The sequence below is a fragment of the Methanosarcina sp. WH1 genome (genome assembly GCF_000970005.1).
In the GTDB taxonomy this organism is placed as follows: domain Archaea; phylum Halobacteriota; class Methanosarcinia; order Methanosarcinales; family Methanosarcinaceae; genus Methanosarcina.
This window is the reverse complement of sequence record NZ_CP009504.1, coordinates 2,796,802-2,823,115: the sequence shown is the minus strand read 5'-3', so window position 1 is coordinate 2,823,115 and position 26,314 is coordinate 2,796,802. Positions and strand designations below refer to the sequence as shown.

Here is a 26,314-nt window from a genome sequence, read left to right as displayed (position 1 = left end):
ACCCTCGTCTAATATTATATTAGATTAAGGTATGAGTAAATCAAGCAATTTTTTTCCAAAAGTTTACCATCAGATTCGATAGGTTTTGAATAAACCCACTCTAGAATGAGTTTGTCTTTTCTGGAATGACAGAAAGCTCTTAAAAATAAGGCTATTTGAAATGGGTTCAGTAACTTGAGAACCAGAAAAAGAATAAATTTGGCTTAATTGATAGAAAAACGATGTATTTAAAATCGCATATCTAAAAAATGGCAGTTTAAAAGCTATGTATTCCAATCAAAAAATGATAGCTGTTTTTGAATACCTTCATTCGTCTATATTACGATATTTGTCAAGCTCGGTGAACCTGCTACCTGATTTTTATACTGTGACCTGCTAAAATTAAAAAGCAGGCTTCTAAGCTGCCACTTTCACTATTTAATTAGTAGGAGTTACTTTGATTACTCCTGTCCTGTTTGTAGTGGTTGCAGATTCAGTATCTGCTTCCTCTGCGGCTGTAATTTCCTCTTCAGCTATAATTTCCTCTTCGAATGCGCCTCCTTCCTCGGTTACATTTTCGGCATCATTTGGAGCCATTTCCTCAGTTGGAGCCATTTCCTCAGTTGGAGCCATTTCTTCAGTTGGGGCCATTTCTTCAGTTGGAGCCATTTCTTCAGTTGGAGCCATTTCCTCAGTTGGAGCCATTTCCTCAGTTGGAGTTGCAGGTTCATTGCCTGCACATCCTATCGCCAGGAACACGCTGAACAGAACTATTAAAATAAGCAGTGCTTTTCTCATATTTTTCCCCCATGTGAAATTGAGTGTTTTATAATTAATATTCCAGTTTTATAATTGTTACTGCCAGTTTCTGAACACAGTTCCCTTATTTAGTTCATTTTTAATCTACCGGATGAAATCGGATTTCATCTCAGAAACTGGTACCTAGAGGTAATTCAGAGCATTTATTTCCTTTTGAGGGTTTTACCTGCCCTTAAATTATAATACCGGGAATTCTAATATTACTCAAGGACCCTTTTTCGAGGGGTAGTAATGAATATTAAACTCGCTAATCCTTATACTGAAGAGGTAAACTGGACTTACGAGGTGTTGTCTTTCGGGGATTGTGAGGGCCAGATTGAAAAATCCAGGGCTGCTTTTTCAGGATGGGGGGTTTTTTCGGTTGAGGAAAGAACCACGTATATTGCACGGGTAGTTGAGGTACTCAGGCAGAACAAGCGGGTGTATGCCGAGATTATTACGAAAGAAATGGGAAAGCCAATGAAGATCGGAGATCCCGTGGATGAGGGAACTGACATTAGGCCGGTAGTAAAAAAAGAATCTGTCGACAGCCTTGAAAAGACCCTTAAAGATGCAAAAAAGAAAGGTGTAGAACCTTACGTATACGGGGAGGGACGTGAGAAAGGCTTTTTCTTTAGGCCTGCCCTTATCCCTGCAGCCAGTACGGACATGAAGGCCTGCAGTGTTGAGGTCTTTGGGCCTATTGCGCCCGTAATCATGGTAAAGGATGATGAAGCTGTGGAGATTGCAAACTCCACGGAGTTCGGGTTCGGAGCCGATGTCTGGTCTGCAGACCTGGAGAGAGCCGGAAGGCTGGCAAAAAGAATCAGGTCAGGTTTTGTAACCATCAATGGGGGTGTCCGATCCAAGGTTGCCTTTTGGAGGGATCAAGAACTCCGGAATAGGAAGGGAGCTTTCGTATTACGGGCTTAAGGAATTTGTAAATATAAAGACCGTCGTGGTTAACAAATAAATATTGATTAATATTGGGGTTTTTTTTATGAAAGCTTCGGACCTTTTTGTTGCTCAGCTTAAAGAGGAAGGTGTGGAATATATTTTTGGACTTCCTGGAGAAGAAAACCTTGACCTTCTCGAATCTCTACGAAACTCGAACATAAAACTGATCGTAACAAGGCATGAACAGGCTGCGGCATTTATGGCTGCAGCTTACGGAAGGCTGACAGGAAAACCAGGGGTCTGCTTTTCAACCCTTGGTCCGGGAGCGACGAACCTTGTTACAGGCGTTGCCCAGGCACAGCTTACAGGAGCTCCCTTTATATCCATATCCGGGCAGAAGGCCCTAATTGACAACTGGCAGGGCCGTTTCCAGCTTGTAGATGTTGTAAGGATGATGGAGCCACTTTGCAAAAAAGCTGTATCCATCACCGACCCGGGGATGATCCCCACGGTTATCCGAAATGCCTTCAAACATGCGGAAGCTGAAAGGCCGGGAGCTGTGCACATTGAGCTTCCGGAAGATGTGGCTGAGGAAGAAACCGATGCAGTAGTGCAAAAAAAAAGTGAAATAAAAATTCCTTTCCCTGATCCTGAAATCGTGAAAAAAGCTGCAGCTCTGATTTGTGAGGCTAAAAACCCCCTGATTATCGTTTCTTCGGGGGCTAACCGGAAAGCCATTGCCAAAGAACTGGAGGATTTTGCAAGAAGTACGGGTATTTACCTGGTACACACTCAGATGGGAAAAGGTGTAGTTCCGGATGATTGCGTTTACAGTCTTTTTGCCACAGGAATCCATGCCCGGGACTATGTTAACTGTGGAATTGAAGGGGCAGACCTGATTATTACAGTAGGATACGATATCGTGGAATATCCTCCCTACCTATGGAACAGGGAACTGGATAAACAGATCATAAACATCGATTTTGTTGAGTCAGTACCTGACAGGTACTTTAATCCTGAGATAGAAATTATTGGAAATATTGCCTCTTCAATCAGGGAACTTGCCGCAAACATCCCGGAAAAGCGAGAGTTCCCCATCTTTGAACACACCAGGCTTTTTATAGATGAAAAAATAAGTGCTCCTGCCAGGAAAAGTTACCCTCCTCTCCCGCAGACGGTCGTTATGAATGTCAGGAAAGTGCTTGGGAGAGAAGACATAATCACACTGGACAACGGAATTTATAAACTCTGGTTCTCCCGCCTTTACAAGACCTATACTCCGAACACTGTGCTCCTTGACAATGCTCTTGCAACTATGGGCGCAGGGCTCGCGTCCGGTATTGCCGCAAAGCTTCTTCATCCGGAACGCCGCGTACTTGCAATCTGCGGGGACGGGGGCTTTATGATGAACTGTCAGGAGCTCGAGACTGCAGTCCGCTATGGAATCCATGTTGTTGTCCTTATTCTCAATGACAATGCCTTTGGCTTTATTAAATGGAAGCAGAAAAAAATGCATTTTGAGGACTTTGCACTGGATTATGGAAACCCTGATTTTTCCCTCTTTGCCGAGAGTTTCGGGGCTGCAGGCATCAAAGTCAAAGAAGGGGACGACCTTGCAGAAGTTCTGGAAAAAGCTTTTTCTCTGAATAAAGTAACTGTTATCGAATGCCCTATCGACTATTCCGTAAACTATGAGACCTTCTCGATAGAACTGAGTAACTTTACATGTAAATTCTGATAAGCAAAATTTACGCAAGCAAAATTTATTAAAATAGATTATTCTTAAGCAGATTTTTTTTTTTCAAGGGGTTTCAGGTCAATTTTATGCAAACCCATCATTATTAAAATCAAACCCGAGAGGAAATAATTGGAAAATGCAGAAATAAAAGCAGGATATCCTATCAATTTACATGACGTGGTCATAGTTGGAGCCGGACTGACTGGTCTTCGGGCTGCAATTGAGACGGTAAACAGAGGGCTTGATACAGCCATCGTTTTCAGAGTGCGCCTTCTCCGTCCCCATTCCGTAGCAGCTCAGGGAGGGATAAATGCATCCCTCGGGAATGCCTTAGCAGACGATTCTCGAGCTGACCTTAAACCGGCTTCTGACCCCCCTCCCTGTGAAGGAGAAGTTCATGCAGCCTGATGCCGTAAAGGAGCTTGGAAAGTATACAAACTGCATACTCTGTGCTGCGTGTGTGGGTTCCTTCCCAATCTCGAGAAAAGACAATGATTTTTTGGGATCAGCTGTTCTTGCAAAGCTGTATAGATTCCATATTGACCCCCGTAAGGCGGATGATGAATCAAGGCTTATACTTGCCAACAGTAAATTCGGTTGGTGGGGCTGTGAATTCCATGCCAAATGCAGGGTAGTCTGCTCGAAAGGTGTTTCCCCCATTGAGGGAATCGTGAAGGCTAGAAAAGAAATCAAGGATTTTGGAAAGAAAATGCCTGTTAAGGAAATTGTATTAATGAAAGAAATTTTGAGTAAAGAGGAACTGATGAATTGATCAAAATTGAAAAACTGTTGTAGTATTAATCCGCAGGTTGTTTGTGGGATTTTTAATTATAAGTTTGTAGTTTAATATTGCAATTATTTAAAATATATTGCAATTATTCAAAACCATTGGTTGATTGAAGCTACAGTTAAGGTAGTGCTATGAAAAGTTAATGAAGTATGTTTAAGGTATCTTTTAATTAAGGTACCCTTTTCTTTCAAGCCATTCGATCTGGGGTCTTGTATATTTCCAGGTAACATCGGCTTTTGAATCCTGAACTTCCCAGGGGTTGGCTATGACAACATCGCCTTCTCGGATCCACATTCTCTTTTTTTTGGAACCGGGAATCCTGCCCATTCGGACTACTCCATCCATGCACTGTAGCGTAACTCGTTTTGAGCCAAGTAAACTTGCTACTGTTGCCAGAACTTCGTTTCTGTCCTTACGTGGAGTTCGTACCCTTGTTACTTCCTGGGGACCGTTTCCTGGTCCTACTGGTTTATTAGATCCTGCCTGTCTTTTCCGAATTGTGCTCCTGTAATTAGCCAGATTAATTCCTCCTCTGCTGATTTTTATCTTAATGATTTCAATGCTGAATTGAGTTTACTGTTTTTTATTCCCAATTCCTCTTGTTTTTCCTTCTTTTATGGGTGCCATCAAAGACATTTACTGTTTTGAACAGGTGCAATTAAATTGTTCTGTTTCTGATTTCTGGACGCATTCGTAAAAACAAGAGACGAAAAACAAAGTAAATAAAAAAACGAATAGTGAAAATGAATTGAGTGTTAATTCAATAAAGAAATTAACACTCAATGCAGATAATCATTAGAACTTCCTGTGGTTAGCAAGACAATCTCTGCAGTAAACCGGCCGACCTTCGGTTGGCTTGAATGGAACTTCAGTCTCAACACCGCAGTCAGAACAGGTTACTTTAGTCATTTCTCTGGGACCGCTGTTGCCGCCTCTGAAACCACCATTTCCACCACGGTTGCCGTCTCTGCCACCCCGGTAAGAATTTCCTCTGTCATTAAAACCCATTTTTGTTTCACCTCCGCTTATAGCGGGTATCTATAGAGTAAAAACAAGATTGTATAAAATTTATTGATTAAAAACAAAAAAAATGGTTTTTAATAACAATTATACGTCTCTTAATTTTCAACTACTCCTACATAGTATTTCAATTATATAAATTTACCTATCAAAAAATCGATTAACAGGAATAAAATCAGACAGGAACAAAATTAGCTCAAAAAAAAGATATAGCAGGTGATAGGAGACGTTTTTTGATTAAAAGAGAGTCTCAAAGAAAGCTCAAAACTGTAGCAAATGATATGTGTAAAGCAGAATCATTAAATAAAATACATTATAAAAATAAGTGGTCCGTTTTACCCGTCCAAGCTAAGCAAAACGGACAGAATCTGTCAAGTGAAATTTTTCGAATGAATTCGAAATTAGTAGCGGTTCTCTCTGGGCTTCCTGTGGTTAGGAAGGCAGTCTCTGCAGTAAACCGGTCTGTCGGGATCAGGTTTGAAAGGGACCTGAGTTTCAGCGCCGCAGTCGGAACAGATTGCGTTGTGCATTTCCTTTGGGGCTCCGAAACCTCCCCGGTTGCTGTCTCTTCCCCGGAAGGAGTTTCTGTCATTAAAAGCCATTTTCTTTTCACCTCCGTTTACAACGGATAGTCATTTGCTTAAAAATAAGATTGTATAGAGCTCTTTGATTAAAAACAGAAATTAGTTTTTAATAACAGATTATACGTCTCTTTATTTTTAACGTTCATACTATACAGTCAAATTATATAAATTTTACTCATAATAATGGAAAAAAATCATAAGAATGTCTTTCATCTGAAGTTGCCTGCTTTTAACCCCAATTTTTTAAACTATAAACCCAATCTTTCACTCAATTTCTCTTTTCAGTTAGTACAGAAAACCCATACATAGACCACCCTCCAACCATCGGCACCATATCTGTTGGGATCTTCTGTAGTACTCTTCCCATTTTAAGAAAGGATAAAACAGGATTACTGAAAAGAGCAGAAAACTTTTAAAATTGTTCTGGAGCTGATCCCAAAATCTATTTTATTGTCAATATTAAAGAATTATTGAAAAGAGGAATGAGAGGTTTAACCTTGGCACTGGTTAAAACCAAATAGTATCGAAAGAGTTCTTTTTTGTGAATTGAGTCTTATAATTCATCAGGAAGTTATTTAAGGTAGCCTTTGCGCTCAAGCCACTCTATCTGCGGCCTTGTGTATTTCCATATGACATCGGCTTTGGAATCCTGAATTTCCCATGGAGTGGCAATTACGACATCACCTTCACGAATCCACATCTTCTTGTTCTTGGATCCAGGGATTCGGCCCATTCGGACAACGCCGTCCATGCACTGTAAGTTAACCCTCTTTGAACCTAAGAGGCTTCCTACCGTTGCCAGGACTTCATGATTTTCTTTGCGCGGTGTGCGTACCCTTGTTACTTCCTGAGTAGTTGGGGCGGCAGTTCCAGTTCCTGCTTTTCTTTTCCTTATATTGCTTCTATAGTTTGCCAGGTTGATTCCTCGTTGTATTATTACTTTTGAGTTGGTTTAATTACCATTTTTTTATCAGATCATATTTTTTCGAATTTTCTGTGTAACAATTTCTATAGATATTTTGGTGTGAAGGTTCATAAATGGATAGGAATTAAAAAACCTCTGAAAAATCAGAATCTCCGAAAATTCGAAACTAAGGAAATTCCCCCATATTTAAGGCTGGTTCAGTCATTGCAGAACCAATTGATTGGGTATTTGCTTCAAAATCTTTCAGAATAATTCCACATCCTTCTAAATAAATTTTAACTATGCTAACTAAATATTAACTAAGATGTAATTAATGGTGGTTTATAAATTAATAGTGGTTTATAAATTAATGATGGTTTATATTATAACTCAATAAATAAGTTTATGTAGATATATGAGTTCCAATGCCTTTACCCATAAAAGGTAAAAAACACAGAATAAAAAGTGGAGTAAGTGTTGATCTAATAAATTACAGAGCAACACTTTACATAAGAACTTTGAATTTAGAACTTCCTATGGTTAGGAAGGCAGTCTCTACAGTAAACCGGCCGCCCTTCAGTTGGTTTGAAAGGAACTTCAGTCTCGACACCGCAGTCAGAACAGATAACCTTGTGCATTTCTCTGGGACCACTGTTGCCGCCTCTGAAACCACCACTTCCACCACGGTTGCTGTCTCTGCTGCCACCCCGGTAAGAATTTCCTCTGTCATTAAAACCCAATTTTGTTTCACCTCCACTTATAGCGGATACACATATTTCATAAAAATATGATAAGATATAATTTATTATTTAAAAACAAAAGAGGGAGTTTTTAATAACAGATTATGTCTCATTATTTTTACTAATTGTAAAAACCTCTTATGTTATATAAGATTAATCCACATGAGATAAAATATATATAAAAATGTCTCCCTCAAAGATAAAGGACAAGAGTAACGAATCAGACGAAGAATAAATGTAGATTTGGAAACCTTTTTGCCAGATGATTTCCATTGATAAGATTAAAAATCAAAAAATTCAGAATTTCTGGAATTAAAACTTCCTGTTTTTTAGGAGACAGTCCCTGCAGCAAACCGGCTTTCTTTCAGTTGGTCTGAATGGAACCTGGGTCTCAACGCCACAATCAGAACACACCGCTGGATACATTTCTCTGGGGCCGCTGTTGCCACCTCGTAACCACCACTTTCACCCCGGTTGTTGTCTTTGCTTTCACGGTTGCTGTGTTTACTTCCACCCCGGTAAGAATTTCCCCTGTCATTAAAACTTACTCTTGTTTCACTTCCGCTTTTTGAAATTCCAGTGTACTTTCAAAAGAACGGCCTCTGATACATGATTATAAATAGATAAACTTGATACATAGATAAACCTGACCACATGTTAAAGTAAGTAGACGGATGATGTAATGAACCAGGGAACTGATTAATAAATAGAAGGAAAATGTCTATTAATGAACTATTATTACCTGCTGTTACTGGCAATAGCATTTGAAGTATGCGGGACCATCTGCATGAAATTATCCGAGGGCTTTACAAAACTGCCCCCTTCAGTTTTGATTTTCGTGTTCTATGCGATCAGTTTCTTTTTCTTTACTCTTGCCCTTAAAGGAATAGATGTGAGCATTGCATATGCAATATGGGCCGGGCTTGGGACTGCTCTTATTACCATAGCCGGAATTTTCTATTTCAGGGAACCTACCACTGCCCTCAAGATAATTTCTCTTGTCGTTGTAATTGCAGGAGTTATCGGGCTTCACCTGAGTGATAGAGTCACATAATTGACCTGGAGTCACATAATTAACCTGGAGTCACATAATTAACTTGAATTCCAGGATTAATCTGCTTAAAATGGGTTTGTGAAAGCCGAAGCCAGAGCTTTGAGGTTTTTCAGTACCTGGTTGAAAGAATGCCAGTAGTCAGTGGTTCAAAGCTTTTTAGCCACAACTATAAATCCATTAATTTTGTTACCTGTCTTGGTTTTAAGCTCTTCAACCCTGAAATAGTCAATCTCAAACCCGCAGTCTACAAGCAGAAACACCAGCTCTTTTTCGGAGAAATGGTGTGCAATAAATTCAACCTCTCCGGTTTCAGGGTTAAGGGCAAGGAAAGAACCTTCTTCTTTTGTAACCGGGAAATCTTCAAGGTAGCGCTTTCTGTAAGGCTCGAGGTGCCAGTTCTGTCCGAATTCCGCAAGGTAAAGGTAACTCTCAGGCTTCAGGACTCGGAAAGCTTCCTGGATTATCCTGACCCTCTCCTGCGGATCCGGCACAGAGGTCAAAAAAGCCTGCATGATTGCAAAATTGAAACTTGACTCACGGAAAGGAAGAGCAGAAGCATTTCCAACTTTAAATTCAGCTCTCCCTTCTGTCTTTCTATCCAGCTCCAGGCTTTTTGCAGCAGCTTCTGAAAGCTTGACCACTTCAGTGTTTATATCTATCCCCATTACCGAATATCCCAGGGAAGCAAGTTCAAGGCTGATTTTTCCAAAACCGCATCCGATATCAAGAATTTTATGGCTTTTCTGCAAATAACTGTGAATTACGGGGTAAAGTTCAAGGCTTGAGGGTATTTTCCTTCCGGGAACCGTTTCCCAATATGATTTAGGCATAGAGGACCAGATACAGGTAAAGGATAAAGAACATTTTGAAACCCATAAAATACTCTCAGATTTCAGCCTCATGGAGGATAGGGAACAAAAGGATATAAAAGAATAAAAAGGGGGTAGATAAATAATTTGGAAATCAATTAAACAATAAAGATATTTCAGGCAACCCCTGAATCCGCCCTACAGGCGTCGCCTGAAAAATGCTTATTGCTAAGGGTTAACCCCGTTAATACGGACTTTGACACCGCCTCAGTACCGATTCATTCAGGGTTTTTATCCCGCAGTGGCCCTGTGACAACCTGTCCAGGTGCAAGATATTATTTCACGGGATAACTCAGTGGCTTCTGTTGCAAGGTTCCGGAAGGAATCGGATCGTTGACATCAATGTGGATGCAACAGATGCCACCGTTTCAGGTTGGAAATGCCCTTAACATTCAGGTTTCTCTCAATGTTTTTGGAATACTTACTTTTTGGAGATTAGTTCCGTTCTGTTTTTTGAGACCTTTACTTCTTCTCATTTCTAAAGACCTTTATTCCTTCACTTTCCTAAAGATCTTTTAATCCCCCTGATTGTTTCAAAACTTATAGTTTTGTTTTGCCTTGAAAACAATTTGGGTTAGAATTCCATATGTAAAATTAGAATATAAGTATACTTTTTGTAATAGTTATGTTACCTGGAATAATTGATGCTTTTAAAACTTGATAATACTTTATTTTCCTTGATAAAAGATCTGCATAATCCATATCCACTAAAAAGCATATTTAACCCCCCTATGAAACATAACAGATCCATGTCAAAGGAAAAGCCTTTATTGATCCTTTATTGAATAAATCAATATCGAAATTCTCAAAATTCTGGAAGAGAAATACTATAAAGCACAGAACCAGTATAATATTCAGGGATGAAATCGGAGTCGGGAAGAAACGCATACATCTTTATCCTTGATCTGGTAGTTATTTTCCTGACTCTCAGTGCAGCATCTGCTTCTCCTATAAATTCAGTTATTACCTCAAACGCCAGTGGCCCCACAGATTCAGGAGAGATAAAGGCCTTTATGGATGGGGCTGTAAATACACAGCTCAAGACCAATAATGTTTCCGGAGCAACTGTAGCTGTGGTCAAAGACGGCCAGGTTATTTTTGCCAAAGGATACGGTTATGCCGATATTGATAAACGCCAGCCAGTCTCTGGCAATCAAACTCTCTTCCGTGTAGGTTCTGTCAGCAAACTCTTCATATGGACGGCAGTAATGCAACTTGCTGAACAGGGAAAGCTTGACCTTGATGCCGATGTAAACATATATCTCAAGGATTTCCAGGTCCCTGCCACCTATTCCAGGCCTATTACCCTCAAGGACCTTATGTCCCATACATCGGGCTTCGAGGATTTAGCTCTCGATGGACGCTTTTTTGTGCGCAGTTCAACTGACCTTATGCCGCTTGGTGAGTACCTGGAAAAGGAAATGCCTGCTCGAGTGCGACCTCCTGGAGAACTAACTGCCTATTCGAACTACGGATCTGCTCTGGCCGCATATATTGTTGAGCAGGTATCAGGAATGCCTTTTGAGAGGTATGTAGAAGAGAATATCCTTATTCCGCTGGACATGAACAATACGACATTCGACCAGCCCCTGCCAGCCAGGCTGGCTTCGAATATGTCCAATGGATATGTCTATTCGAATAATGTTTACACAGCAAAGCCTTTTGAATACGTGCAGGTCTGGCCGGCAGGCTCTATGAGTTCCACATCTGAGGATATGGCGAAATTCATGATTGCTCATCTTCAAAACGGAAAGTATGGTGATAACCGTATACTGCAGGAAGCTACAGCACGGCAAATGCATAGCCGCCTCTTCACAAACGACCCCAGGGTTAACGGTGTAACTTATGGATTCTGGGAGATAAATCAGGAAAATCCGAGAGTTATAGGGCATGGAGGCGACACTATATTGTTCCACACCCAGCTGGTGCTGATACCCGAAAGCCAGCTTGGCCTTTTTATCTCCTGCAGCGAACAGGATAGCGAAACAGCAGTTGATGAGCTACTTCAGGCTTTTATGGATCATTACTATCCTGTGCCGTCTTCCAAGGCACCTGAACCCATCTCCGGCTTTGAAAAGAATGCAAGCCTTTTTGCTGGCAGCTATCGCCCAACAAGGAGCGCCTACAGTAACTTTGAAAAATTAACCTCTCTTTTCCATAGGATACGGGTATCTTCGGGCACGAACAGCACTCTCATAATTTCTCAGCTCATAGGGGGGTCAGAAAAATGGGTAGAAGTAGAATCAATGACTTTCAGTCAGGCTGATGCGCTCTCTTCCCAGAACGCCCTGGTCTTTGGCAAAGACAGCCAGGGTCATATCAATTATATCTTCATGAAACTGGATCCCACGACAGCCTATGAAAAAGTGCCCTGGAACGATGATATCAGTATTAACCTTTCCCTTCTGGGAGGTTGCATTCTCCTTTTCTTATCGACGTCCATCTGGCCGATAAGCTTTATCATCAAGTGCTTCCCCTCAAAGCCCAAAAAACCTAAACCTTCCAGCACCGCCAGATTGTTTGCAGGCGGAGCCAGCATGATTAACCTTCTGTTCCTGACAGGGTTAATATTCCTTTTCCTGGCTAGACCGGCAGATGTAGATTTTATATACTCTGTCTCGAACTTCCTGATAGTCCTGCTGGCAATCGCCCTGATAGCTGCGATTCTAGCGCTGGGATCTGTTGTATTTGTAGCCCTGGCATGGAAAAATAGTTACTGGAGTTTTTCCGGAAGAATTCATTACAGTCTGGTGGTCCTGGCTCTGCTGGCGTTTGTCTGGTGGCTGAATAACTGGAATCTGCTCGGGTTCAAATTATGATTTGATCTCTTACCGATGAGAATTCGATTAAATGAAGCGAAGCCACATCGTCTCAATGCCCAAGATCGATGAAAACAGCTGGAAAAAATACGAAAAACTGGTAAAGCAAAATGTAATGTCTAAGATTAAAAAAGGATGACCCGAGGGTTGCCTTTGATTCTTCAATATGGCTCATCCGGGTCGTATTTTAAATCAGTTATGGTTAAATCAATATATTCCAGATCACCTTCTTTTAAATTCCAGACCCCTGCCCCTTTTAGAGGGAGTTTCAGTCCTTCAAATTCCCCATATTCTCGAAATGGAGTGGACCAATTTTCAAATTCAAATATATTGTTGCCCATATCTCGATAACGTGGAGCTATAAAGTTTGTCACTTTCCCTTCGTCGTCAAAATACATTGTCGCTGTTACACTTTTGCCTATATCCTTCAACGTCACTCTCGCTGAATTAGCATCAATAGATTCAAAAGAAACATTCTTTCCCAAAAAAGCCGATGGGAACCACATCATCTCGTTAAGATAACGCATCATTGCTCCCTGGTCCATTTCTTTACCTACAGAATTTGCAATTGTGAATAATGAAACCGCCTTCACCAGGAGATTGCCTTTGCCCTCCAGATAATAATCTCTCACTCGCATCAGTGGCAAACCAAAAAATTTCATATATGCAATCCACACAAAACCAGGTGGACTTACGGAATAATATTCTTTAGCCTCAAAGTTCATCCACGGTTGTTTGGTGTCTTTTCGAATTTTACCTACTTGCTTAAGACGTACAGTTTGAACAATCGGTTTGCCAACCACCCCGGTGTACACAAGATATTTTTTTACTGGATCTGGCAGTTTATGCAACATATCTTCAGTAACAGTAACCTGTTTTTGTTCCTGATGTTGCGTAAATATTTTTTCGATTTCCTTTCTAAGCTTCGACAAGGCAACAAAAAATATGGTTGAGGCAATAACTTTTAGCATATTTTACCTCCCATTTGCATTTTTTCCACTGAGTGAATTGGCGGTTTATGTAACTAAGGGGCACTACCAGGCTTTTTAACTGATTTTTGGGATTAAATCAATGAGCCTGTTTGTGAAAATAGTTAAGTACAGTAAAAAAAAGTGCATAAATTATTTTGCGGAGGCCCTCATTCTTCAGCTTTTGAGTAAATTTCCTTAACTCTCCCGACCTGCCCATCCGTTAATTGAACTTTTATCCCATGTGGATGAGTTGAAGAATTGGTTAAAATTCTCTTTACAACGCCCTGGGTAATTTTTCCGGTTCTCTGGTCCTGTTTTAAGACAATGCCTACTTTTAGTCCTTCTTTGATATTTGCTCTGATACTGCCGTTGTTCATGGCAGAAGGTAAATTCATTCTTATATAAATCAGTACGTTTTTAAAAAATTGAAATTCATTACTTATTTTTTTCTCTACTTTCAAGCCAGTCAATTATCCTGGGCCAGAGAGATAGGGATATTATCATGGTGATCACTAGAACAAAGATAGAACCCGCAGCAATATCTGTCTGAGTGTAGGATGCTTCTCCCCGGTACATGTTGGTTAACAAAGTCCCAAGCAGAAAGAGGTTCATCAGCACCAGCGAGGTGGCAATACTTGAGAGAAACACGAGTCTGGTTCTTTTGTCTTTGGATCCGAATTTTACCATAGAATTCACCATCAGCAACTGAGTGTTCGGAATTCCCGAAAACTTAACCTTCAGCCGGTTTATCGGAAGAATATTTAAAATAAACACGCATGAAAGTTCATTTTGAAACTTCATGCATGTGTTTTCCGGCTTTTCTTTTATTCAAATCTGCCCTAATTTATTCAGCTTAAAAAATATCTGCCCTGAACTTATTTAATCCTGCTTCTTTTCATCAGCAGGGAATTGGTTGTTACGGAAACCGAACTCAATGCCATGAAAGCGGCAGCAAGTTCCGGCGTAATCAGAATCCGGTGAAAAACTGGATACAGGATCCCTGCTGCAATAGGAATTCCCAGCATATTGTATCCGAAGGCCCATGCCAGATTTTGCTTGATCTTATTAATGGTAAGCCGGCTAAGTTTAAGCGCTGCGACAACGTCTCTCGGGTCATTTTTTATAAGCACTATTTTTGCCGATTCCATTGCCACATCCGTACCTGCCCCCATAGCAATTCCTACATCGGACTGAATAAGAGCAGGAGCATCATTTATACCGTCTCCTACCATGCCGACAAGTTTGCCTTCTTTCTGGAGCTTTTTGATTTCGTTTGCCTTGTCTTCAGGCAGAACCTCGGCAAGCACTCTCGGGATTCCGACTTCAGTTGCAATTGCCCCGGCTGTGATTGCGTTGTCTCCGGTTATCATAACTACTTCGATGCCCATTTTTATAAGGGTCTCTACAGCTTCTTTAGAGTTCTCCTTCAGGGTGTCGGCAACTGCAACAAGCCCTATGGCTTCGCCCTCGAAAGCTACAAGCATTGCAGTTTTCCCCTGCTCTTCAAATTTAAGCATCTCAGCTTCCAGTCCCTCAAAAGGAATCGAGTTTTCTTCCATAAGCTTGCGGGTCCCGAGCAGAATTTTTTTGACTTCAAGATAGGCTTCGATTCCTTTTCCGGGAATTGAACGGAAGTTTTTTGTTTCGGGAAGACTGATTTTTCTTTCGTTTGCACCTCTTACTATTGCCTCTCCCAGTGGATGCTCGGATCCTTTTTCAGCCGCTGCGGCAATAAAAAGCACTTCATTTTCCTCGTGGCCGGAGACTGCAAATACGTTTGTAAGTTTCGGAGTACCTTCAGTAAGGGTCCCTGTTTTGTCAAACACGATTGTATTAAGTTTATGAGCCTGCTCGAGGGCTTCCCCACCTTTGATCAGAATCCCGTTTTCCGCACCTTTGCCGGTCCCGACCATAATGGCTGCAGGGGTTGCCAGCCCAACCGCACAGGGGCAGGAGATTACAAGGACGGTGATGGCTATGAGGAGGGAAAAAAGGAAGGGACTTATTCCTCCAAGAGCTGCAGATACCCCTACCCCGTAACGCCAGTAGCCGATGAAAAACCAGAAGGAAAAAGCCAGAAGAGCAACAATATGCACGGCTACGATGAAGTTGCCGGCAAAAACATCTGCGACCCTCTGGATTGGAGCCTTGTTTGTCTGGGCTGCTTCTACAAGCCTGATTATCTGAGCAAGGGCGGTATCGGCTCCAACCTTTGTAGCCCTGAACCTGAAAGACCCTGTCTTGTTAAGGGTAGCCCCTATAACCGTGTCTCCTGCGCCTTTCTCAACCGGGATGCTCTCGCCAGTAATCATGGATTCGTCTATTGCAGAGCTTCCTTCAACAACAACCCCGTCAACAGGTATCTTTTCTCCGGGGCGGACCACAACAATATCCCCAACAACTACCTCTTCAACAGGGACCTCTTTTTCCACGCCGTCTACAAGGATCCTTGAGGTTTTTGCCCTTAATCCCATCAATTTTCGGATGGCTTCCGAGGTTTTACCCCTTGCCCTGGCTTCGAGGTACCTGCCAAAAACGATGAAAATTATCAGGAAAGCAACTGTGTCATAGTAGAGGGAGTTATATCCCGGGCCCAGGTCAAGGAAAGTTGCTGCTACACTGATAAAATAAGCTGATCCGGTCCCTGCAGCAATCAGCAGGTTCATATCGGTTACGCCATGCTTGAAACCTTTGAAAGTCCCAACAAAAAACTGCCTTCCTGGAAAGAGCAGGACAAGGGTAGACATTACAAAAAGTACAATGGGATTAGAAAAGATTGAGGGCACAAACGAGAGGAAGGGAAACATCATGCTCATGTTTCCAAGAGAGATGGGAATGCCCAGTAAAAGAGCAACGATTAGATTATTTTCCTGTTTTCGGATCTCAGTGTCCCTTGAAATCTGTTCTCTGTCCTCATACTCCACAGTTTCAGAATGGACTGAGGCTCCATACCCGATTCCCTGAACTGCAGCAATAATTTTCCTGACAGAGATGCGGGAGGAGTCAAATTCCACAAAGGCTTTTTCAAGCGGAAAATTCACGGAAACCGAGATTACGCCGTCGGTTTTATTGAGGATCTTCTCAATGTTTGCAGCACAGGAGGCGCAGCTCATGCCCTGGAGGTTCAGGGCCACTTTGTCTTTTTCGACTTTATATCCTATGGATTCGATAGCCTCTTCAATTTCCTGAGGAGAGATCAGGGAAGGTTCAAAGCTGACCTTTGCCCTGCCAAGTTCCAGATTAACAGCTACGGAGTCCACACCCTTCTTTTTTTTTAAAATTTTTTCAATATTCAGGGCGCATGCCGAGCAGGTCATCCCGGAAACTCCAAGGGTGATCTCTTTTGAACCTGTTTTCGGGCCTGATTGGTAGGATGTTTCTTTTTCTGCTTCGTCTGCAAGGGCGCATGCTTCGGTAAGGGGACATGTCTGAAATGCTCCTGAGATTTCTTCTCCCGCCCCCTCATCTGCTCTCCCTACCACATCCGTTTCCGTCCCTTCCAAAACCCTATCGACAGCTTCTGGAATCGACCTTGCAGGTACATCTTTCCTGGCAGGTTCGAGAATTTCTGCCCGGGCCTCCTCTTCAGTTTCTGCTTCGCGTTCTGTAGAATACCCGGCCTTTAGGACAGCCTCCTTAATATCATCAGGGCTTACTTTTTCAGGATCAAAAATAACAGTTGCACTTTCGGTTTCAAGATTAACATCTACAGACTCCACACCCTCAATACCAGAAAGAGCTTCCGCTACTCTTTTCTGGCAATGACCGCAGGTCATGCCATAAACACCTATCGTAACTTCCATCGGATACGCCGCCGATCCAAATTTTTCAGACTTACTGATCGCTTAAAAAGCGTTAAAAGACTCTATGATATTTTTATAACCCGCTTCTTGAAGAGTCATCCTTATGACATGTGCATCGGTTATCCGGCTGTCATAGGTTACATTTACCGTCCTTTTAGGGACGTTTACGTTTACACGGGAAACCCCATTAATAGAGGTAATGAGCGTGGTAACCATGTCTTTGCAATACCTGCAAATCAGATCATCTACTACAAGTGTTGTCTCCCTGATGTTTTCACCCCCGAATCATCACCTGCTTTAAAACAGGCGCTTTACCCATATTATAAAAATCTGTACCTTTTACTATATAATTAATTCCTCGTGAACAATAAATAAAGTCTCTTGAGACTCTATTTTGAAGACTATTAAACGCCTTATTCCAATTCAGGAAGGCTCATACCCGTTTTCCTGAACTACAGCCTTTATTTTCTTTACGTCAGTCTTTCCTTCGTCGAATTCGACAACCGCCTGTTTGTTCTCAAGGCTCACGTCTACTTTCTTTACGCCTTCCAAACCTTCAATTGCCTTTTTAACTCTCATAACGCAGTGTCCGCAGGACATGCCTTCAACTTTTATGGTTTCCTTAGTTATGATTTCTACCTCCGTCTAATTTTTACTGAACGAGTTAACATAGTAATTTAATGGAATACTGCATGATTGCACAGATATATGATGTCCGGTCTGCTGCAAAATTCTTTGCTGTCCGCGGAACCGGATTGGCAGGGAAAAGTAGTACCTGTACTTGTAAATTAGAGTCTGTGTAAGCGACTGAAGTGAAAGTCGGGAAAAGGAAATACCGATTTTCAAAGGGGCTCATATCCTGCTTCCCGAACAGCCGCCTTAATTGTTTCCAGGTCTGTCACGGACTCTTCAAAATTTACAACTGCTTCTCTTTTCTCCATGTTTACATCCACTTCTACTACGCCCTTAACGGAAGTAATAGCTCTTCCCACTCTTAAAACGCAGTGATTGCATGTCATTCCTTCGATTTTTAAGGTTTTTTCTACCAGAAACTAACCCCCCATTGCTGAATCCTTAATTTTTAATTTTTACATTTATTTTACTTGTTTTTACATTTATTTTACTTGTTTTTATTACATTATTTTATATTTTCATTTATTAGAGCTTTTGTATCAGGTGAGGGTCATCTCAGTTTCTTCGAATAACAGAAAGAAGTGCTATCAGGATCGTCCCCATAAACCCGACCAATCCAACCCACGAGAACGCATCTCCATATAACAGGATATAAGTCGAGACTACGAGCAGGACAGCGAGGTAAAACTCCTTTGAGAAAACACTGCGTTTGTTTTCTTTTTGCTTTCCTTCAAGGAACATGTCCCCCATGTATTCCATTTTTTCGGCAACCTCCCTGATAGCAGCTCTTAACTCAGCTTTTTCATCCGGGGGCTCGGCGGAAAATTCGATATGAAGGGCAGCTCCCTTTGGAGTATTGAGTTTCTTGTAGGCATCCATAAGGACTGGAATTGCAATGGTTTTTATTGTATCGCGGGTCAAGTTCAAGGCAGACTCCTTCGATAAGCAGGATCGCCCTCTGCAGGGTTGAAAATTCCCCGGGTAGCCGAATATCATACTTCAAGCCCAGTTTTGTGTAGTTGTCACTCTGCCTGCTTTCAAGCCCGTAATTCTGGTTTGCAATAAGGTCGCCCATGTCTTTCCTGAGCCCGCGGACATCCACATCTCTTGCATCTGCCCCCTGATATTTAGGAAAGCCTGGGTTGCCCCTCCCACGTCCCTGTTATTGATAGAGTAGTAAAACTCAAGCATGTTCTTTTGAAGTTCATCATCGATACTGCCCACAGTCCCGAAATTAATGAAGGCAACAGTATCGTTCTCCTCGACCAACATATTCCCCCCGTGGGGGTCTGCGTGGTAAAAGCCGTCGATATAGACCTGTTTCAGGTAGCTCTTGGTAATAGTGCGCGTATATTCAGATTTTTTGCTCTGGAGCACAGGCAAATCAATGATGTCCTTGACCTGGGTACCCTGAATAAATTCCATTGTAAGGATATTGGCAGAACAGTATACAGGATAGATTTCTACAGGATAGATTTCTACAGGATAGATTTCTGGCACAGAAATATTTTTCACATTCTTGAAATTGTCATCAAACCGTCTCATGTTAACGGCTTCAATCCTGAGGTCAACTTCCCGGATAAGCATCTTCCGGATCTCCAGTAAAAAAGCATTGATATCGAATTTCTTTCTCACCCTGAGTACTTTTTTCATCACAGGCTTGAAATCGTCCAGGGTAGAAAGGTCGATATTAATAGTATCAATGAGGTTCGGGCGCAGAATCTTTACAGCCACGGTCTTGCCGTCAAGCACCCCTTTATAGACCTGAGCAATGGACCCGCAGGCAATTGGTTCGGGGTCAAAGCTGTCAAAAATCTCAATAAAGGCTTTTGCTCTCCTTTCTCTTTCCGCTTTCAGTTCTTCTTCACTTTTTTTCCTGTTCCGGTCCTCACGCGTCTGATACTCACATATGCAGGCAAGGTCAAGAGATTCAGCCATCTCCACAAAAGGCACAGGTTTAACCTTATCCTGCAAATTCGACATTTCAATAACATAAGGCTGGGGCACAAGGTCAGGCCGCTTGCTCATGGTCTGCCCCATTTTGATAAAAGTAGGCCCAAGCTCTTCGAAAGCCTGCCTGAGTTTTACCGCAGTCTGCCTGTTCTCAACATCAAAATCACAGGTGCAATCAGGATTTGAAATATAATTGGTACATAAATCCCGGTAGAGTTCCGGAATAAGGTTGTACTTTAAAAGGACCCTTGTAACCTCAAGATAGCGCTTTGTTTTCTCCAGCATCCTTCAGGAATTAGCTATTATTATTTAACCCACTTTCCGCAGTATTTTTCGTATATTCATTATTTTTCTTGCTATCGATTTTTGTCCTAACGTGAATTTATCGGATTTCTATGCAGGAGTTAAAAATGGCTATACGGTATGTTCAGAGACCAAAAAACTTAGTATTCAATTTTTATTCAAATTTCAGTTTGGGTATATTAATTGAGAATTTTTGAAAAACGCTATCGGAAAAAATATTGATTTTCAAAAAAATACTGCGGAATGTAGGATTTAATATAGTTTCTTGGAATATACTTTGGAACATACTTTTGAGCATACTTTGAAACTTACCTTTCTTTGCTTTTGAAAAGCTGGATAAAATAACCATTCTGTTTTGTCATTTAAAAAATGATTATGAATTATTTTAGATAAATTAATAAACTTTGATACTTCAATACAATTGAATGTTACCTGCCGCCCTCACACACTCGGCTGAGTACCTTTTAAAAACAGGTCCCTCAATAATCATTGGAGTTATCCTTGCCGAACTTCTGGTAAGCCTTGGCTGGTTCTATAAATTTGATTTCCTGGTAAGGCCGATTACGAACTACGCCCATCTCAGAAAAGAATGTGGAGTAGGTTTTCTTACCGCTTTTGCGTCCACTTCCTCGGCCAACGCTTCACTTAAAAGCATGTACGATGGAGGGATCATAAAAGAAGACGAACTGATCATAGCTTCCGTTTTGAACTCTTTTCCTGCAATTGTCATGCACTGGAGAACCCTGCTTCCGATACTTGTCCCCCTGCTCGGGACAACAGGGATCATTTACGTAGGCCTGATAACCCTCGTAGGACTTGTAAAAACCCTGATAGTACTTATTGTCGGGCATTTCCTGCTTGAAGAAAAAGAAGTACGTTTTGAAGACTTTGAAAAGAAAGAACCTCCGGCATTAAAAATAGCTTTTAAAGAAAGCCTCGGGCCTTCGAAGAAAACCATAATCAGGATATTCAAAGTAATGATCCCGGTAACCGTGCTGGTTTTTATTCTGACGGACCTTGGAGTCTTTGACACCCTTGGCTCATATCTGGAACCTATCTCGGCTTATCTGCCTGTACCTGTCGAAGGGCTTCCGGTAATTGCAGCCCTTTTTGCAAGCCACCTTGCAGCCTACACGCTTGCATCAAACCTCATGGAACAGGGAATATTAAGCGGAATAGAAGTCATAATTGTCCTCCTTGTAGGCAATATCGTTACAAGCCTCGGGACATTGAGAATTTATATCCCGCATTACGTGGGGATCTTCGGCCCCAAAATAGGGATGAAAACCATTCTGATTTCCCAGACCCTCAGGATCTTTGTAATGGTGGGGATCACAGGGGTCATTTTAATGGTGTTTTAAAAAGAAAATAAGTTGATGAAGGAGAAAACTGCCAGTTTTATCGCTTCTTTCCATTTCATATCAAAAATTCCTTCGTTTGTGTTTGCCGAGTCCGAGGTTATATCTCTCCGGGTGAAAGGTTTTAAAAAAGAGGATATTGCGGCAGAACTCATCGAAAGTATCGCCAGAAGGGTTGCGGTTATGGTCCGGCAGGTAGGGGTAAAACAGAATGTGGCTTTCGTGGGCAGCGTTGCAAAAAAACCAGGCATGAAGGTATTTCTGGAAAAAGAACTGGGCATCTCACTCTACGTGCCTACCGAGCCGCAGATCACGGGAGCAATTGGGGCTGCGACCTGTATGGAATCAGGAAAAACTGAGTAAATCCTATTTTGCTAATTAGAGAATATGAATTTGTGATATTTCTGATATAGAATATTCTTGCCAGGATCAATTACTGGTGCCCGTTTATTAATCGATTAATTAATCTTAAAAGTTCCTTTGTTTTCAGCCATTAACGTTTTTCAGGATTGTATTCATAACCAGAAACTTGACCGGCTACTCAAAAAGAGATTAAAAGAAGCAAATTTTTAGTTACAAAATAAGTTATACAACTCAACTACAACTCAACTGCCAATAAGACAATAAAAGAACTTTTTACGGTTTTGCCCGGATTTTCCTGAAAACGTCCTTAAATGCCAGTCTTTTTGCCTCCAGTACGATGAAGCCGGCTTCTTCTATATTCTTCAGGGTATGTCGGGTCGTATGATCTCCAAACAGAAAAAACAGAAAAGGATTGATCAGATCCTCAAAAAGAGCGATAACAGGATTACTGCTGTGCATATGCTCAAGGGCCATAAGCTCACCCGAGGGTTTCAGGACGCGCCTCATTTCTTCAAGAGCTTTCAGAGGATCAGGGATTGTGCAGAGGACAAAAGTCGTGACCACGTAATCGAAGCTGTTGTCCGGAAATTCCAGGTGCTCGGCATCCATAAGGAGAAGAGTGATATTTTGCATGCCCCCGGCTTTCTCCCGGGCTTTTTCAAGCATCCCTGCACTGTTATCGATTCCAGTTAAAAAACAGCCTGCAGGATAGTATTTCAGGTTTCTTCCGGTTCCCACTCCGACTTCCAGAACTTTTCCGCTCAGGCCTGAAAGTATCTCTGTCCTCCATCTCCGGAAAAAGAGATATTCCAGAGGCAAATCTATCAGCTCATAGATTGGTGAGATTCGGTTGTACTTTGAGGCGGCGGACATTAAACGAATTTACGTTTTCCTTACGATTAGCTTTTTTGGATATGCAGGAAGCTTATACATCAGGATAAGTATCCTCAATTAGGGGGTGCATGATGGAATTATTTCCGGACATATCTTCTCTTCAGGCACACCACTGCTAATAATCCAACAACCATAGGGATAGCTGCAAATCCCGGAGACTTCTGTTCCTCGGTTGTGTTACTTACTGGCATTTCCGTAGTTGACTGTTCCGGAGTTACATTGTCTGATGGTTCAGTTACGTTTATGGGTGTTTCAGGCACAATTCCTGATGTGATTTGTGGATGATCGTCAGGGTTTCCGGGAAAATTCAAGGCTTTGATCTCAACCAGATTCGTAAATCCGTCTCCATCCGAATCAAGATTTTCGATTGCTGCGAAATTTCTCCCACTTCCTAAATATGCTCTACCATAAGGATTTACGGCTTCCCCATTATGACAGGTAGGGCATGAATCAAGCCTTGTGCCTGCAGTTTCATAATGCTGATTGAAAGATGTCAAAAAATTGGGTTTCATACGTCATCGGTTAAGCGTTAGGGAATCACTCTCGTATGTGTTTTTATAATAATAATCTAAATATTAGTGCATCTATGTCTCCTCGTCCCCCACCTACTCTTGAAGACTCTCTTCGGGAAATGTTTCCCGAAGAGTGGTTAAGGCAAACTGCCAAAGAAACTGACCTCATAGTACGTGAGCGTAAAATTGACCCTGTCATCATCTTTTGGGTTTTAACTCTTGGTTTTGGTGTACGCTTGCAGCGTACACTTGCCAGTTTGAAAAGAGGATATGAAAAAGAATCAAATAAGACATTAAGCGACAGCAGCTGGTACTATAGATTCACTCCAGAACTTGTTGAGTTTCTTCATCAGTGTGTTATTCACGGCATAGAAGAGCTTGCAAAAGAACCTGGTAGAAAACTTAGCAAAAAACTCGAAAACTTTCAGGATGTTCTCATTCAAGACAGCACAATTGTTCGTCTTCACTCATCTTTAGCAGACAAGTTTCCAGCAGCAAGAGCAAGAACAGTATCAGCTGGGGTAAAAGTGGGAGTTATGGTAAGTGCAGTTGCTAATGGGCCTAAAACAGTTGCTCTGTACTCTGAAAAAACAGCTGAGATCAAAACATTGAAAATCGGCCCATGGATCAAAGACCGTATTCTTCTTGTTGATCTTGGATTTTACAAAACTCAAATGTTTGCAAGAGTTGAGGAAAACGGAGGATATTTTGTCTCAAGAATAAGGAAGAATATGGATCCTATTCTTGTTTCTGTTGAAGAAGGACTTTCTAAGACAAAAAGCAAAGAGTTCGCGGAAAAACCTGTTAGTGAGTGTATTAAACAACTCTCTGGAAAAGATATTGATGCAGTTGTAAAAATAGCATTCAAAAGAAGAGCGTATAAAGGCAAACAAAAGCGGGATGAGATGCTTGTACGTCTTGTTGCGGTATATAATGATGAGGATGAAAAGCATCACATATATATCACAAATATTCAGAAAGATGTTTTGAATGCAAAAGACATTGCAAAATTATATGGAGCAAGATGGGACATAGAACTGCTGTTTAAGGAGTTGAAAAGCAAATACGCTCTTGAAATTCTTGAAACAAAGAATGTGCAGGTAATTGAGGCTTTAATATGGACAGCAATGTTGACACTAATCGTTAGCAGAAGAATTTATTCTCTCGTAAGAAACTCGACAGCTCATCCTGAAAAAATGGCTCAATATACGCAGTTACGTTGGAGCACAATATTTGCAGAGAATGCATCAGATTTGTTGACAGTAATTCTGAATAGATGTGGAATTCAAAGAACTTTTGAAACAATAATGAGTGTATATGAAAGTCAAGCATTGGACCCGCATGTAAACAGAGAAAGGTTCAGAGAAGAATTCTTTTTATGAAAAGGTGAAATGAAAAACACTATTGGTAGATGGAAGTAAGTTCTTAACCGATGACCAATGAATTGGGTTTAGCTGATGCCATTGGTGCCCCTATCAAAGCTACCACTGCTAACAACAATATAATAATTAGTTTATATGAAGAAGCGTAAAACCCCTGAGTCTTTAGCTCAGGGGATATAAGCGTCAACTTCAACCCTGATTCCGTATGTAATATTCTGCCGCCTCTTTACTAACATTTCCGATAGTAGACGCAAAATAACCATCACTCCATAACGTATTCTCACCCCAATAATACTTTTTCATATATTCTTTTTGAGTTTTCCATAACCTGTTAGTATATTCTTGTTTCAATTTTCTGACAATTGACAAAACGCTAACTTTCGGCTCACTCTTGATCAAGAAATGAATATGGTCTTTGTCAGTTTCCATTTCAAGGATTTCAAAGTTAGACTCTTTTGAAATGTCAATCCTAATCTGTTTGAGTTCTTCGCTAATTGGTTCAAGTATGACTTTTCGGTATTTGCAAACAAAAATAACATGATACATTAACAAAAATTTGCTATGATTCCGTGTTTCATACTTCGTATTTACCAAAATATATATATGTTGTTAAAGCATATTATGCCTTTGTATGATGCAAGCGTTCAAATTTAGACTCTATCCTACAACTACACAAGCTATTCAATTGAATCAGCATATAGGTAGCTGTAGATTTGTCTATAATTGGGCACTTGACCAGAAAATTAAAACTTATGAGCAGACAGGGGAATCAATTTCCAGATTTGACTTAAACAAATTAATTCCTACTCTAAAGGCTTCTAATGAGTGGTTAGGAGAAGTTAACTCTCAATCATTACAGGGGATGACTAAGCAGGTTGAATCCGCTTTCACTAGATTCTTTAGAGAGAAAACAGGGTTTCCAAAGTTCAAATCAAAAAAGAATCCGATACAGTCTTTCCCTGTACCTCAACACTACACTGTAAACTTTGAAAATAATACTATCAAGCTTCCAAAAATAGAACCAATTAAAGCAGTTCTTCACAGGAAGTTTGAAGGAGAGCCTAAAACGGCTACGGTATCAAGGACATGTAAAGGACATTACTACATCAGTATCCTTGTTGAAGATGGAAAAGAACTTCCAGTAAAGGAAGCTTTCACAGAATCAACAACAGTAGGAATTGATGTAGGTATCAAAGACTTTGCTGTCCTTTCAACAGGAGAAAAGGTTGAGAATCCAAAGTACTTGAAAAACTCTCTTAAAAGGCTCAAAGTATTACAGAAAAGAGTCTCAAGGAAACAGAAAGGCTCTAAGAACAGGGCAAAAGCTAAACGAAGACTTGCTGTACTCCATGACAAAATAACAAATCAGAGAAATGACTTCCAGAACAAACTCTCTTTTAGACTTGTTAGCGAAAACCAAGCTGTAGCTCTGGAAACTCTAAATGTTAAAGACATGGTTAAGAATCATCACTTAGCACAGGCTATAAGTGATTCTGCGTGGAGTAGTTTTGTAACAAAGTTGGAATATAAGGCTCAATGGTTTGGAAAAACCGTCCTGAGAATAGGACAATTTGAACCCTCTTCTAAGCTATGTAGTGTGTGTGGATACCACAATAAAGAGCTTCAGCTAAAAGACAGAGAATGGATTTGTCCAGACTGTAAAACCAAACACGATAGAGACATTAATGCCGCTATCAATATCAAAAAATTCGCTCTCATAGATCAGAATCTAATTGGATTATGACACCGTAGGGACTACGGGGATGAGCTTGGGGACTTGCTCTCAATAGAGGGAGGAATGAACCAAGAAGCCACTCAGTCTTTAGCTGAGTGGTAGTTCACGAATAAGAGAAAAATTAGTGAATTACTGATTCTGACGTAAAGTACTGATTCTGACATTTTTGCAAAAATAGCAAAAACCCGCATTATTCACTTACCTTACAGGAAACT

29 protein-coding genes and 1 pseudogene are annotated in these 26,314 nt (G+C 41.1%); 10 read left to right on the top strand and 20 right to left on the bottom strand.

From position 1 onward, the window contains the following. Positions 1-417 precede the first annotated feature (417 nt). Entirely contained in the window at positions 418-777 is a 360-nt protein-coding gene (locus MSWH1_RS12315) for a hypothetical protein (RefSeq protein WP_048128920.1), read from the bottom strand. Positions 778-1,029: 252 nt separating this feature from the next. Between MSWH1_RS12315 and MSWH1_RS12310 the strand changes: the two are divergent. From MSWH1_RS12310 to MSWH1_RS12295, 4 genes and pseudogenes are all read left to right on the top strand, one after another. Beyond that, positions 1,030-1,750, top strand: a pseudogene (locus tag MSWH1_RS12310) (aldehyde dehydrogenase family protein). Between the two features lie 27 nt (positions 1,751-1,777). Next, positions 1,778-3,412, top strand: a complete 1,635-nt coding sequence (locus tag MSWH1_RS12305; protein WP_048128918.1) for an acetolactate synthase large subunit — start codon at positions 1,778-1,780, stop codon at positions 3,410-3,412. Positions 3,413-3,541: 129 nt separating this feature from the next. Continuing rightward, positions 3,542-3,820 carry an FAD-binding protein gene (locus MSWH1_RS12300; RefSeq protein ID WP_048128916.1) on the top strand — a complete coding sequence of 93 codons (279 nt, stop codon included), beginning with the start codon at positions 3,542-3,544 and terminating at the stop codon, positions 3,818-3,820. After that, positions 3,810-4,184: a hypothetical protein gene (locus MSWH1_RS12295; RefSeq protein WP_052723174.1), complete on the top strand. Its 375-nt coding sequence runs from the start codon at positions 3,810-3,812 to the stop codon at positions 4,182-4,184. Before MSWH1_RS12300 ends, MSWH1_RS12295 begins: the two co-directional genes overlap by 11 nt. Before the next feature lie 183 nt (positions 4,185-4,367). On the opposite strand, the gene eif1A (MSWH1_RS18440) is transcribed toward MSWH1_RS12295, so the two are convergent. The 6 genes from eif1A (MSWH1_RS18440) to MSWH1_RS20905 form a co-directional block, all read right to left on the bottom strand. Continuing rightward, positions 4,368-4,700 (bottom strand): translation initiation factor eIF-1A, encoded by a 333-nt coding sequence (gene eif1A, locus MSWH1_RS18440; protein WP_082088137.1) that lies wholly within the window; start codon positions 4,698-4,700, stop codon positions 4,368-4,370. A 297-nt stretch (positions 4,701-4,997) separates the two neighbouring features. Then, complete coding sequence (locus MSWH1_RS12285) at positions 4,998-5,210, bottom strand: CxxC-x17-CxxC domain-containing protein (protein ID WP_048128914.1); 213 nt, start codon at positions 5,208-5,210, stop codon at positions 4,998-5,000. Positions 5,211-5,623: 413 nt separating this feature from the next. Beyond that, positions 5,624-5,824 (bottom strand): CxxC-x17-CxxC domain-containing protein, encoded by a 201-nt coding sequence (locus tag MSWH1_RS12280; protein ID WP_048128912.1) that lies wholly within the window; start codon positions 5,822-5,824, stop codon positions 5,624-5,626. Between the two features lie 553 nt (positions 5,825-6,377). After that, positions 6,378-6,701 (bottom strand): translation initiation factor eIF-1A, encoded by a 324-nt coding sequence (eif1A, locus tag MSWH1_RS18435; protein ID WP_082088136.1) that lies wholly within the window; start codon positions 6,699-6,701, stop codon positions 6,378-6,380. Positions 6,702-7,234: 533 nt separating this feature from the next. Continuing rightward, a complete protein-coding gene (locus MSWH1_RS12270; protein WP_082088135.1) occupies positions 7,235-7,450 on the bottom strand; it encodes a CxxC-x17-CxxC domain-containing protein in 216 nt (71 codons plus the stop codon). A gap of 312 nt (positions 7,451-7,762) precedes the next feature. Then, positions 7,763-7,876, bottom strand: a complete 114-nt coding sequence (locus MSWH1_RS20905; protein ID WP_082088134.1) for a CxxC-x17-CxxC domain-containing protein — start codon at positions 7,874-7,876, stop codon at positions 7,763-7,765. 301 nt (positions 7,877-8,177) lie between these two features. Here MSWH1_RS20905 and MSWH1_RS12265 point away from each other — a divergent pair, with 301 nt between their 5' ends. After that, positions 8,178-8,504 carry a multidrug efflux SMR transporter gene (locus MSWH1_RS12265; RefSeq protein ID WP_048128906.1) on the top strand — a complete coding sequence of 109 codons (327 nt, stop codon included), beginning with the start codon at positions 8,178-8,180 and terminating at the stop codon, positions 8,502-8,504. Positions 8,505-8,650: 146 nt separating this feature from the next. On the opposite strand, the gene MSWH1_RS12260 is transcribed toward MSWH1_RS12265, so the two are convergent. Further along, positions 8,651-9,334: a class I SAM-dependent methyltransferase gene (locus tag MSWH1_RS12260; RefSeq protein WP_048128905.1), complete on the bottom strand. Its 684-nt coding sequence runs from the start codon at positions 9,332-9,334 to the stop codon at positions 8,651-8,653. 899 nt (positions 9,335-10,233) lie between these two features. Here MSWH1_RS12260 and MSWH1_RS12255 point away from each other — a divergent pair. Then, the gene (locus MSWH1_RS12255; RefSeq protein WP_052723173.1) at positions 10,234-12,192 is read left to right on the top strand and encodes a serine hydrolase; all 1,959 of its coding nucleotides are present in this window, start codon (positions 10,234-10,236) and stop codon (positions 12,190-12,192) included. Positions 12,193-12,353: 161 nt separating this feature from the next. On the opposite strand, the gene MSWH1_RS12250 is transcribed toward MSWH1_RS12255, so the two are convergent. From MSWH1_RS12250 to MSWH1_RS12215, 9 genes are all read right to left on the bottom strand, one after another. Next, positions 12,354-13,163, bottom strand: coding sequence for a DUF6544 family protein (locus MSWH1_RS12250; RefSeq protein ID WP_048128904.1), 810 nt, complete (start codon positions 13,161-13,163; stop codon positions 12,354-12,356). Between the two features lie 167 nt (positions 13,164-13,330). Beyond that, positions 13,331-13,540 carry a YwbE family protein gene (locus tag MSWH1_RS12245; RefSeq protein ID WP_048130515.1) on the bottom strand — a complete coding sequence of 70 codons (210 nt, stop codon included), beginning with the start codon at positions 13,538-13,540 and terminating at the stop codon, positions 13,331-13,333. Positions 13,541-13,598: 58 nt separating this feature from the next. Next, entirely contained in the window at positions 13,599-13,850 is a 252-nt protein-coding gene (locus tag MSWH1_RS12240; RefSeq protein ID WP_048130513.1) for a hypothetical protein, read from the bottom strand. 188 nt (positions 13,851-14,038) lie between these two features. After that, positions 14,039-16,966, bottom strand: a complete 2,928-nt coding sequence (locus MSWH1_RS12235; RefSeq protein WP_048128902.1) for a heavy metal translocating P-type ATPase — start codon at positions 16,964-16,966, stop codon at positions 14,039-14,041. Between the two features lie 42 nt (positions 16,967-17,008). After that, positions 17,009-17,203 carry a heavy-metal-associated domain-containing protein gene (locus MSWH1_RS12230; RefSeq protein ID WP_255350523.1) on the bottom strand — a complete coding sequence of 65 codons (195 nt, stop codon included), beginning with the start codon at positions 17,201-17,203 and terminating at the stop codon, positions 17,009-17,011. A 186-nt stretch (positions 17,204-17,389) separates the two neighbouring features. Further along, complete coding sequence (locus tag MSWH1_RS12225) at positions 17,390-17,581, bottom strand: heavy-metal-associated domain-containing protein (RefSeq protein WP_369798604.1); 192 nt, start codon at positions 17,579-17,581, stop codon at positions 17,390-17,392. Positions 17,582-17,808: 227 nt separating this feature from the next. Continuing rightward, positions 17,809-18,015 carry a heavy-metal-associated domain-containing protein gene (locus MSWH1_RS18425; protein ID WP_082088132.1) on the bottom strand — a complete coding sequence of 69 codons (207 nt, stop codon included), beginning with the start codon at positions 18,013-18,015 and terminating at the stop codon, positions 17,809-17,811. 139 nt (positions 18,016-18,154) lie between these two features. Continuing rightward, the gene (locus tag MSWH1_RS20270; RefSeq protein WP_231591774.1) at positions 18,155-18,520 is read right to left on the bottom strand and encodes a hypothetical protein; all 366 of its coding nucleotides are present in this window, start codon (positions 18,518-18,520) and stop codon (positions 18,155-18,157) included. Between the two features lie 78 nt (positions 18,521-18,598). Then, complete coding sequence (locus MSWH1_RS12215; RefSeq protein ID WP_231591773.1) at positions 18,599-19,837, bottom strand: AarF/ABC1/UbiB kinase family protein; 1,239 nt, start codon at positions 19,835-19,837, stop codon at positions 18,599-18,601. A 443-nt stretch (positions 19,838-20,280) separates the two neighbouring features. On the opposite strand from MSWH1_RS12215, the gene MSWH1_RS12210 reads away from it, so the two are divergent. Together MSWH1_RS12210 and MSWH1_RS12205 are read left to right on the top strand one after the other, a co-directional pair. Then, entirely contained in the window at positions 20,281-21,216 is a 936-nt protein-coding gene (locus MSWH1_RS12210) for a nucleoside recognition domain-containing protein (RefSeq protein ID WP_048128891.1), read from the top strand. A gap of 15 nt (positions 21,217-21,231) precedes the next feature. Next, positions 21,232-21,576: a BadF/BadG/BcrA/BcrD ATPase family protein gene (locus MSWH1_RS12205; RefSeq protein ID WP_048128889.1), complete on the top strand. Its 345-nt coding sequence runs from the start codon at positions 21,232-21,234 to the stop codon at positions 21,574-21,576. Positions 21,577-21,849: 273 nt separating this feature from the next. On the opposite strand, the gene MSWH1_RS12200 is transcribed toward MSWH1_RS12205, so the two are convergent. Then, complete coding sequence (locus tag MSWH1_RS12200; RefSeq protein ID WP_231591771.1) at positions 21,850-22,395, bottom strand: class I SAM-dependent methyltransferase; 546 nt, start codon at positions 22,393-22,395, stop codon at positions 21,850-21,852. A 152-nt stretch (positions 22,396-22,547) separates the two neighbouring features. Then, the gene (locus tag MSWH1_RS12195) at positions 22,548-22,982 is read right to left on the bottom strand and encodes a hypothetical protein (protein WP_048128884.1); all 435 of its coding nucleotides are present in this window, start codon (positions 22,980-22,982) and stop codon (positions 22,548-22,550) included. Positions 22,983-23,056: 74 nt separating this feature from the next. Here MSWH1_RS12195 and MSWH1_RS12190 point away from each other — a divergent pair, with 74 nt between their 5' ends. Continuing rightward, complete coding sequence (locus MSWH1_RS12190) at positions 23,057-24,364, top strand: IS4 family transposase (protein ID WP_048130427.1); 1,308 nt, start codon at positions 23,057-23,059, stop codon at positions 24,362-24,364. Between the two features lie 189 nt (positions 24,365-24,553). Here MSWH1_RS12190 and tnpA read toward each other — a convergent pair whose 3' ends face one another. Then, positions 24,554-24,967 (bottom strand): IS200/IS605 family transposase, encoded by a 414-nt coding sequence (gene tnpA, locus MSWH1_RS12185; RefSeq protein ID WP_048128346.1) that lies wholly within the window; start codon positions 24,965-24,967, stop codon positions 24,554-24,556. 28 nt (positions 24,968-24,995) lie between these two features. On the opposite strand from tnpA, the gene tnpB reads away from it, so the two are divergent. Continuing rightward, positions 24,996-26,108, top strand: a complete 1,113-nt coding sequence (gene tnpB, locus MSWH1_RS12180) for an IS200/IS605 family element RNA-guided endonuclease TnpB (protein ID WP_048128883.1) — start codon at positions 24,996-24,998, stop codon at positions 26,106-26,108. The last annotated feature ends 206 nt before the right edge of the window (positions 26,109-26,314 follow it).

Bases quoted from the DNA above. Each gene is read 5' to 3' on its own strand.
- tnpB (WP_048128883.1), top strand. From the start codon at position 24,996: ATGATGCAAGCGTTCAAATTTAGACTCTATCCTACAACTACACAAGCT.
- MSWH1_RS12305 (WP_048128918.1), top strand. From the start codon at position 1,778: ATGAAAGCTTCGGACCTTTTTGTTGCTCAGCTTAAAGAGGAAGGTGTG.
- MSWH1_RS12245 (WP_048130515.1), bottom strand. From the start codon at position 13,540: ATGAACAACGGCAGTATCAGAGCAAATATCAAAGAAGGACTAAAAGTA.
- MSWH1_RS20905 (WP_082088134.1), bottom strand. From the start codon at position 7,876: ATGTATCCAGCGGTGTGTTCTGATTGTGGCGTTGAGACCCAGGTTCCA.
- MSWH1_RS12190 (WP_048130427.1), top strand. From the start codon at position 23,057: ATGTCTCCTCGTCCCCCACCTACTCTTGAAGACTCTCTTCGGGAAATG.
- MSWH1_RS12265 (WP_048128906.1), top strand. From the start codon at position 8,178: ATGAACTATTATTACCTGCTGTTACTGGCAATAGCATTTGAAGTATGC.
- MSWH1_RS12285 (WP_048128914.1), bottom strand. From the start codon at position 5,210: ATGGGTTTTAATGACAGAGGAAATTCTTACCGGGGTGGCAGAGACGGC.
- MSWH1_RS12195 (WP_048128884.1), bottom strand. From the start codon at position 22,982: ATGAAACCCAATTTTTTGACATCTTTCAATCAGCATTATGAAACTGCA.
- MSWH1_RS12210 (WP_048128891.1), top strand. From the start codon at position 20,281: ATGTTACCTGCCGCCCTCACACACTCGGCTGAGTACCTTTTAAAAACA.
- MSWH1_RS12240 (WP_048130513.1), bottom strand. From the start codon at position 13,850: ATGGTAAAATTCGGATCCAAAGACAAAAGAACCAGACTCGTGTTTCTC.
- MSWH1_RS12255 (WP_052723173.1), top strand. From the start codon at position 10,234: ATGAAATCGGAGTCGGGAAGAAACGCATACATCTTTATCCTTGATCTG.
- MSWH1_RS12260 (WP_048128905.1), bottom strand. From the start codon at position 9,334: ATGCCTAAATCATATTGGGAAACGGTTCCCGGAAGGAAAATACCCTCA.
- MSWH1_RS12295 (WP_052723174.1), top strand. From the start codon at position 3,810: ATGCAGCCTGATGCCGTAAAGGAGCTTGGAAAGTATACAAACTGCATA.
- MSWH1_RS12250 (WP_048128904.1), bottom strand. From the start codon at position 13,163: ATGCTAAAAGTTATTGCCTCAACCATATTTTTTGTTGCCTTGTCGAAG.
- MSWH1_RS12205 (WP_048128889.1), top strand. From the start codon at position 21,232: ATGAAGGAGAAAACTGCCAGTTTTATCGCTTCTTTCCATTTCATATCA.
- MSWH1_RS12215 (WP_231591773.1), bottom strand. From the start codon at position 19,837: ATGCTGGAGAAAACAAAGCGCTATCTTGAGGTTACAAGGGTCCTTTTA.
- MSWH1_RS12315 (WP_048128920.1), bottom strand. From the start codon at position 777: ATGAGAAAAGCACTGCTTATTTTAATAGTTCTGTTCAGCGTGTTCCTG.
- MSWH1_RS12235 (WP_048128902.1), bottom strand. From the start codon at position 16,966: ATGGAAGTTACGATAGGTGTTTATGGCATGACCTGCGGTCATTGCCAG.
- MSWH1_RS12280 (WP_048128912.1), bottom strand. From the start codon at position 5,824: ATGGCTTTTAATGACAGAAACTCCTTCCGGGGAAGAGACAGCAACCGG.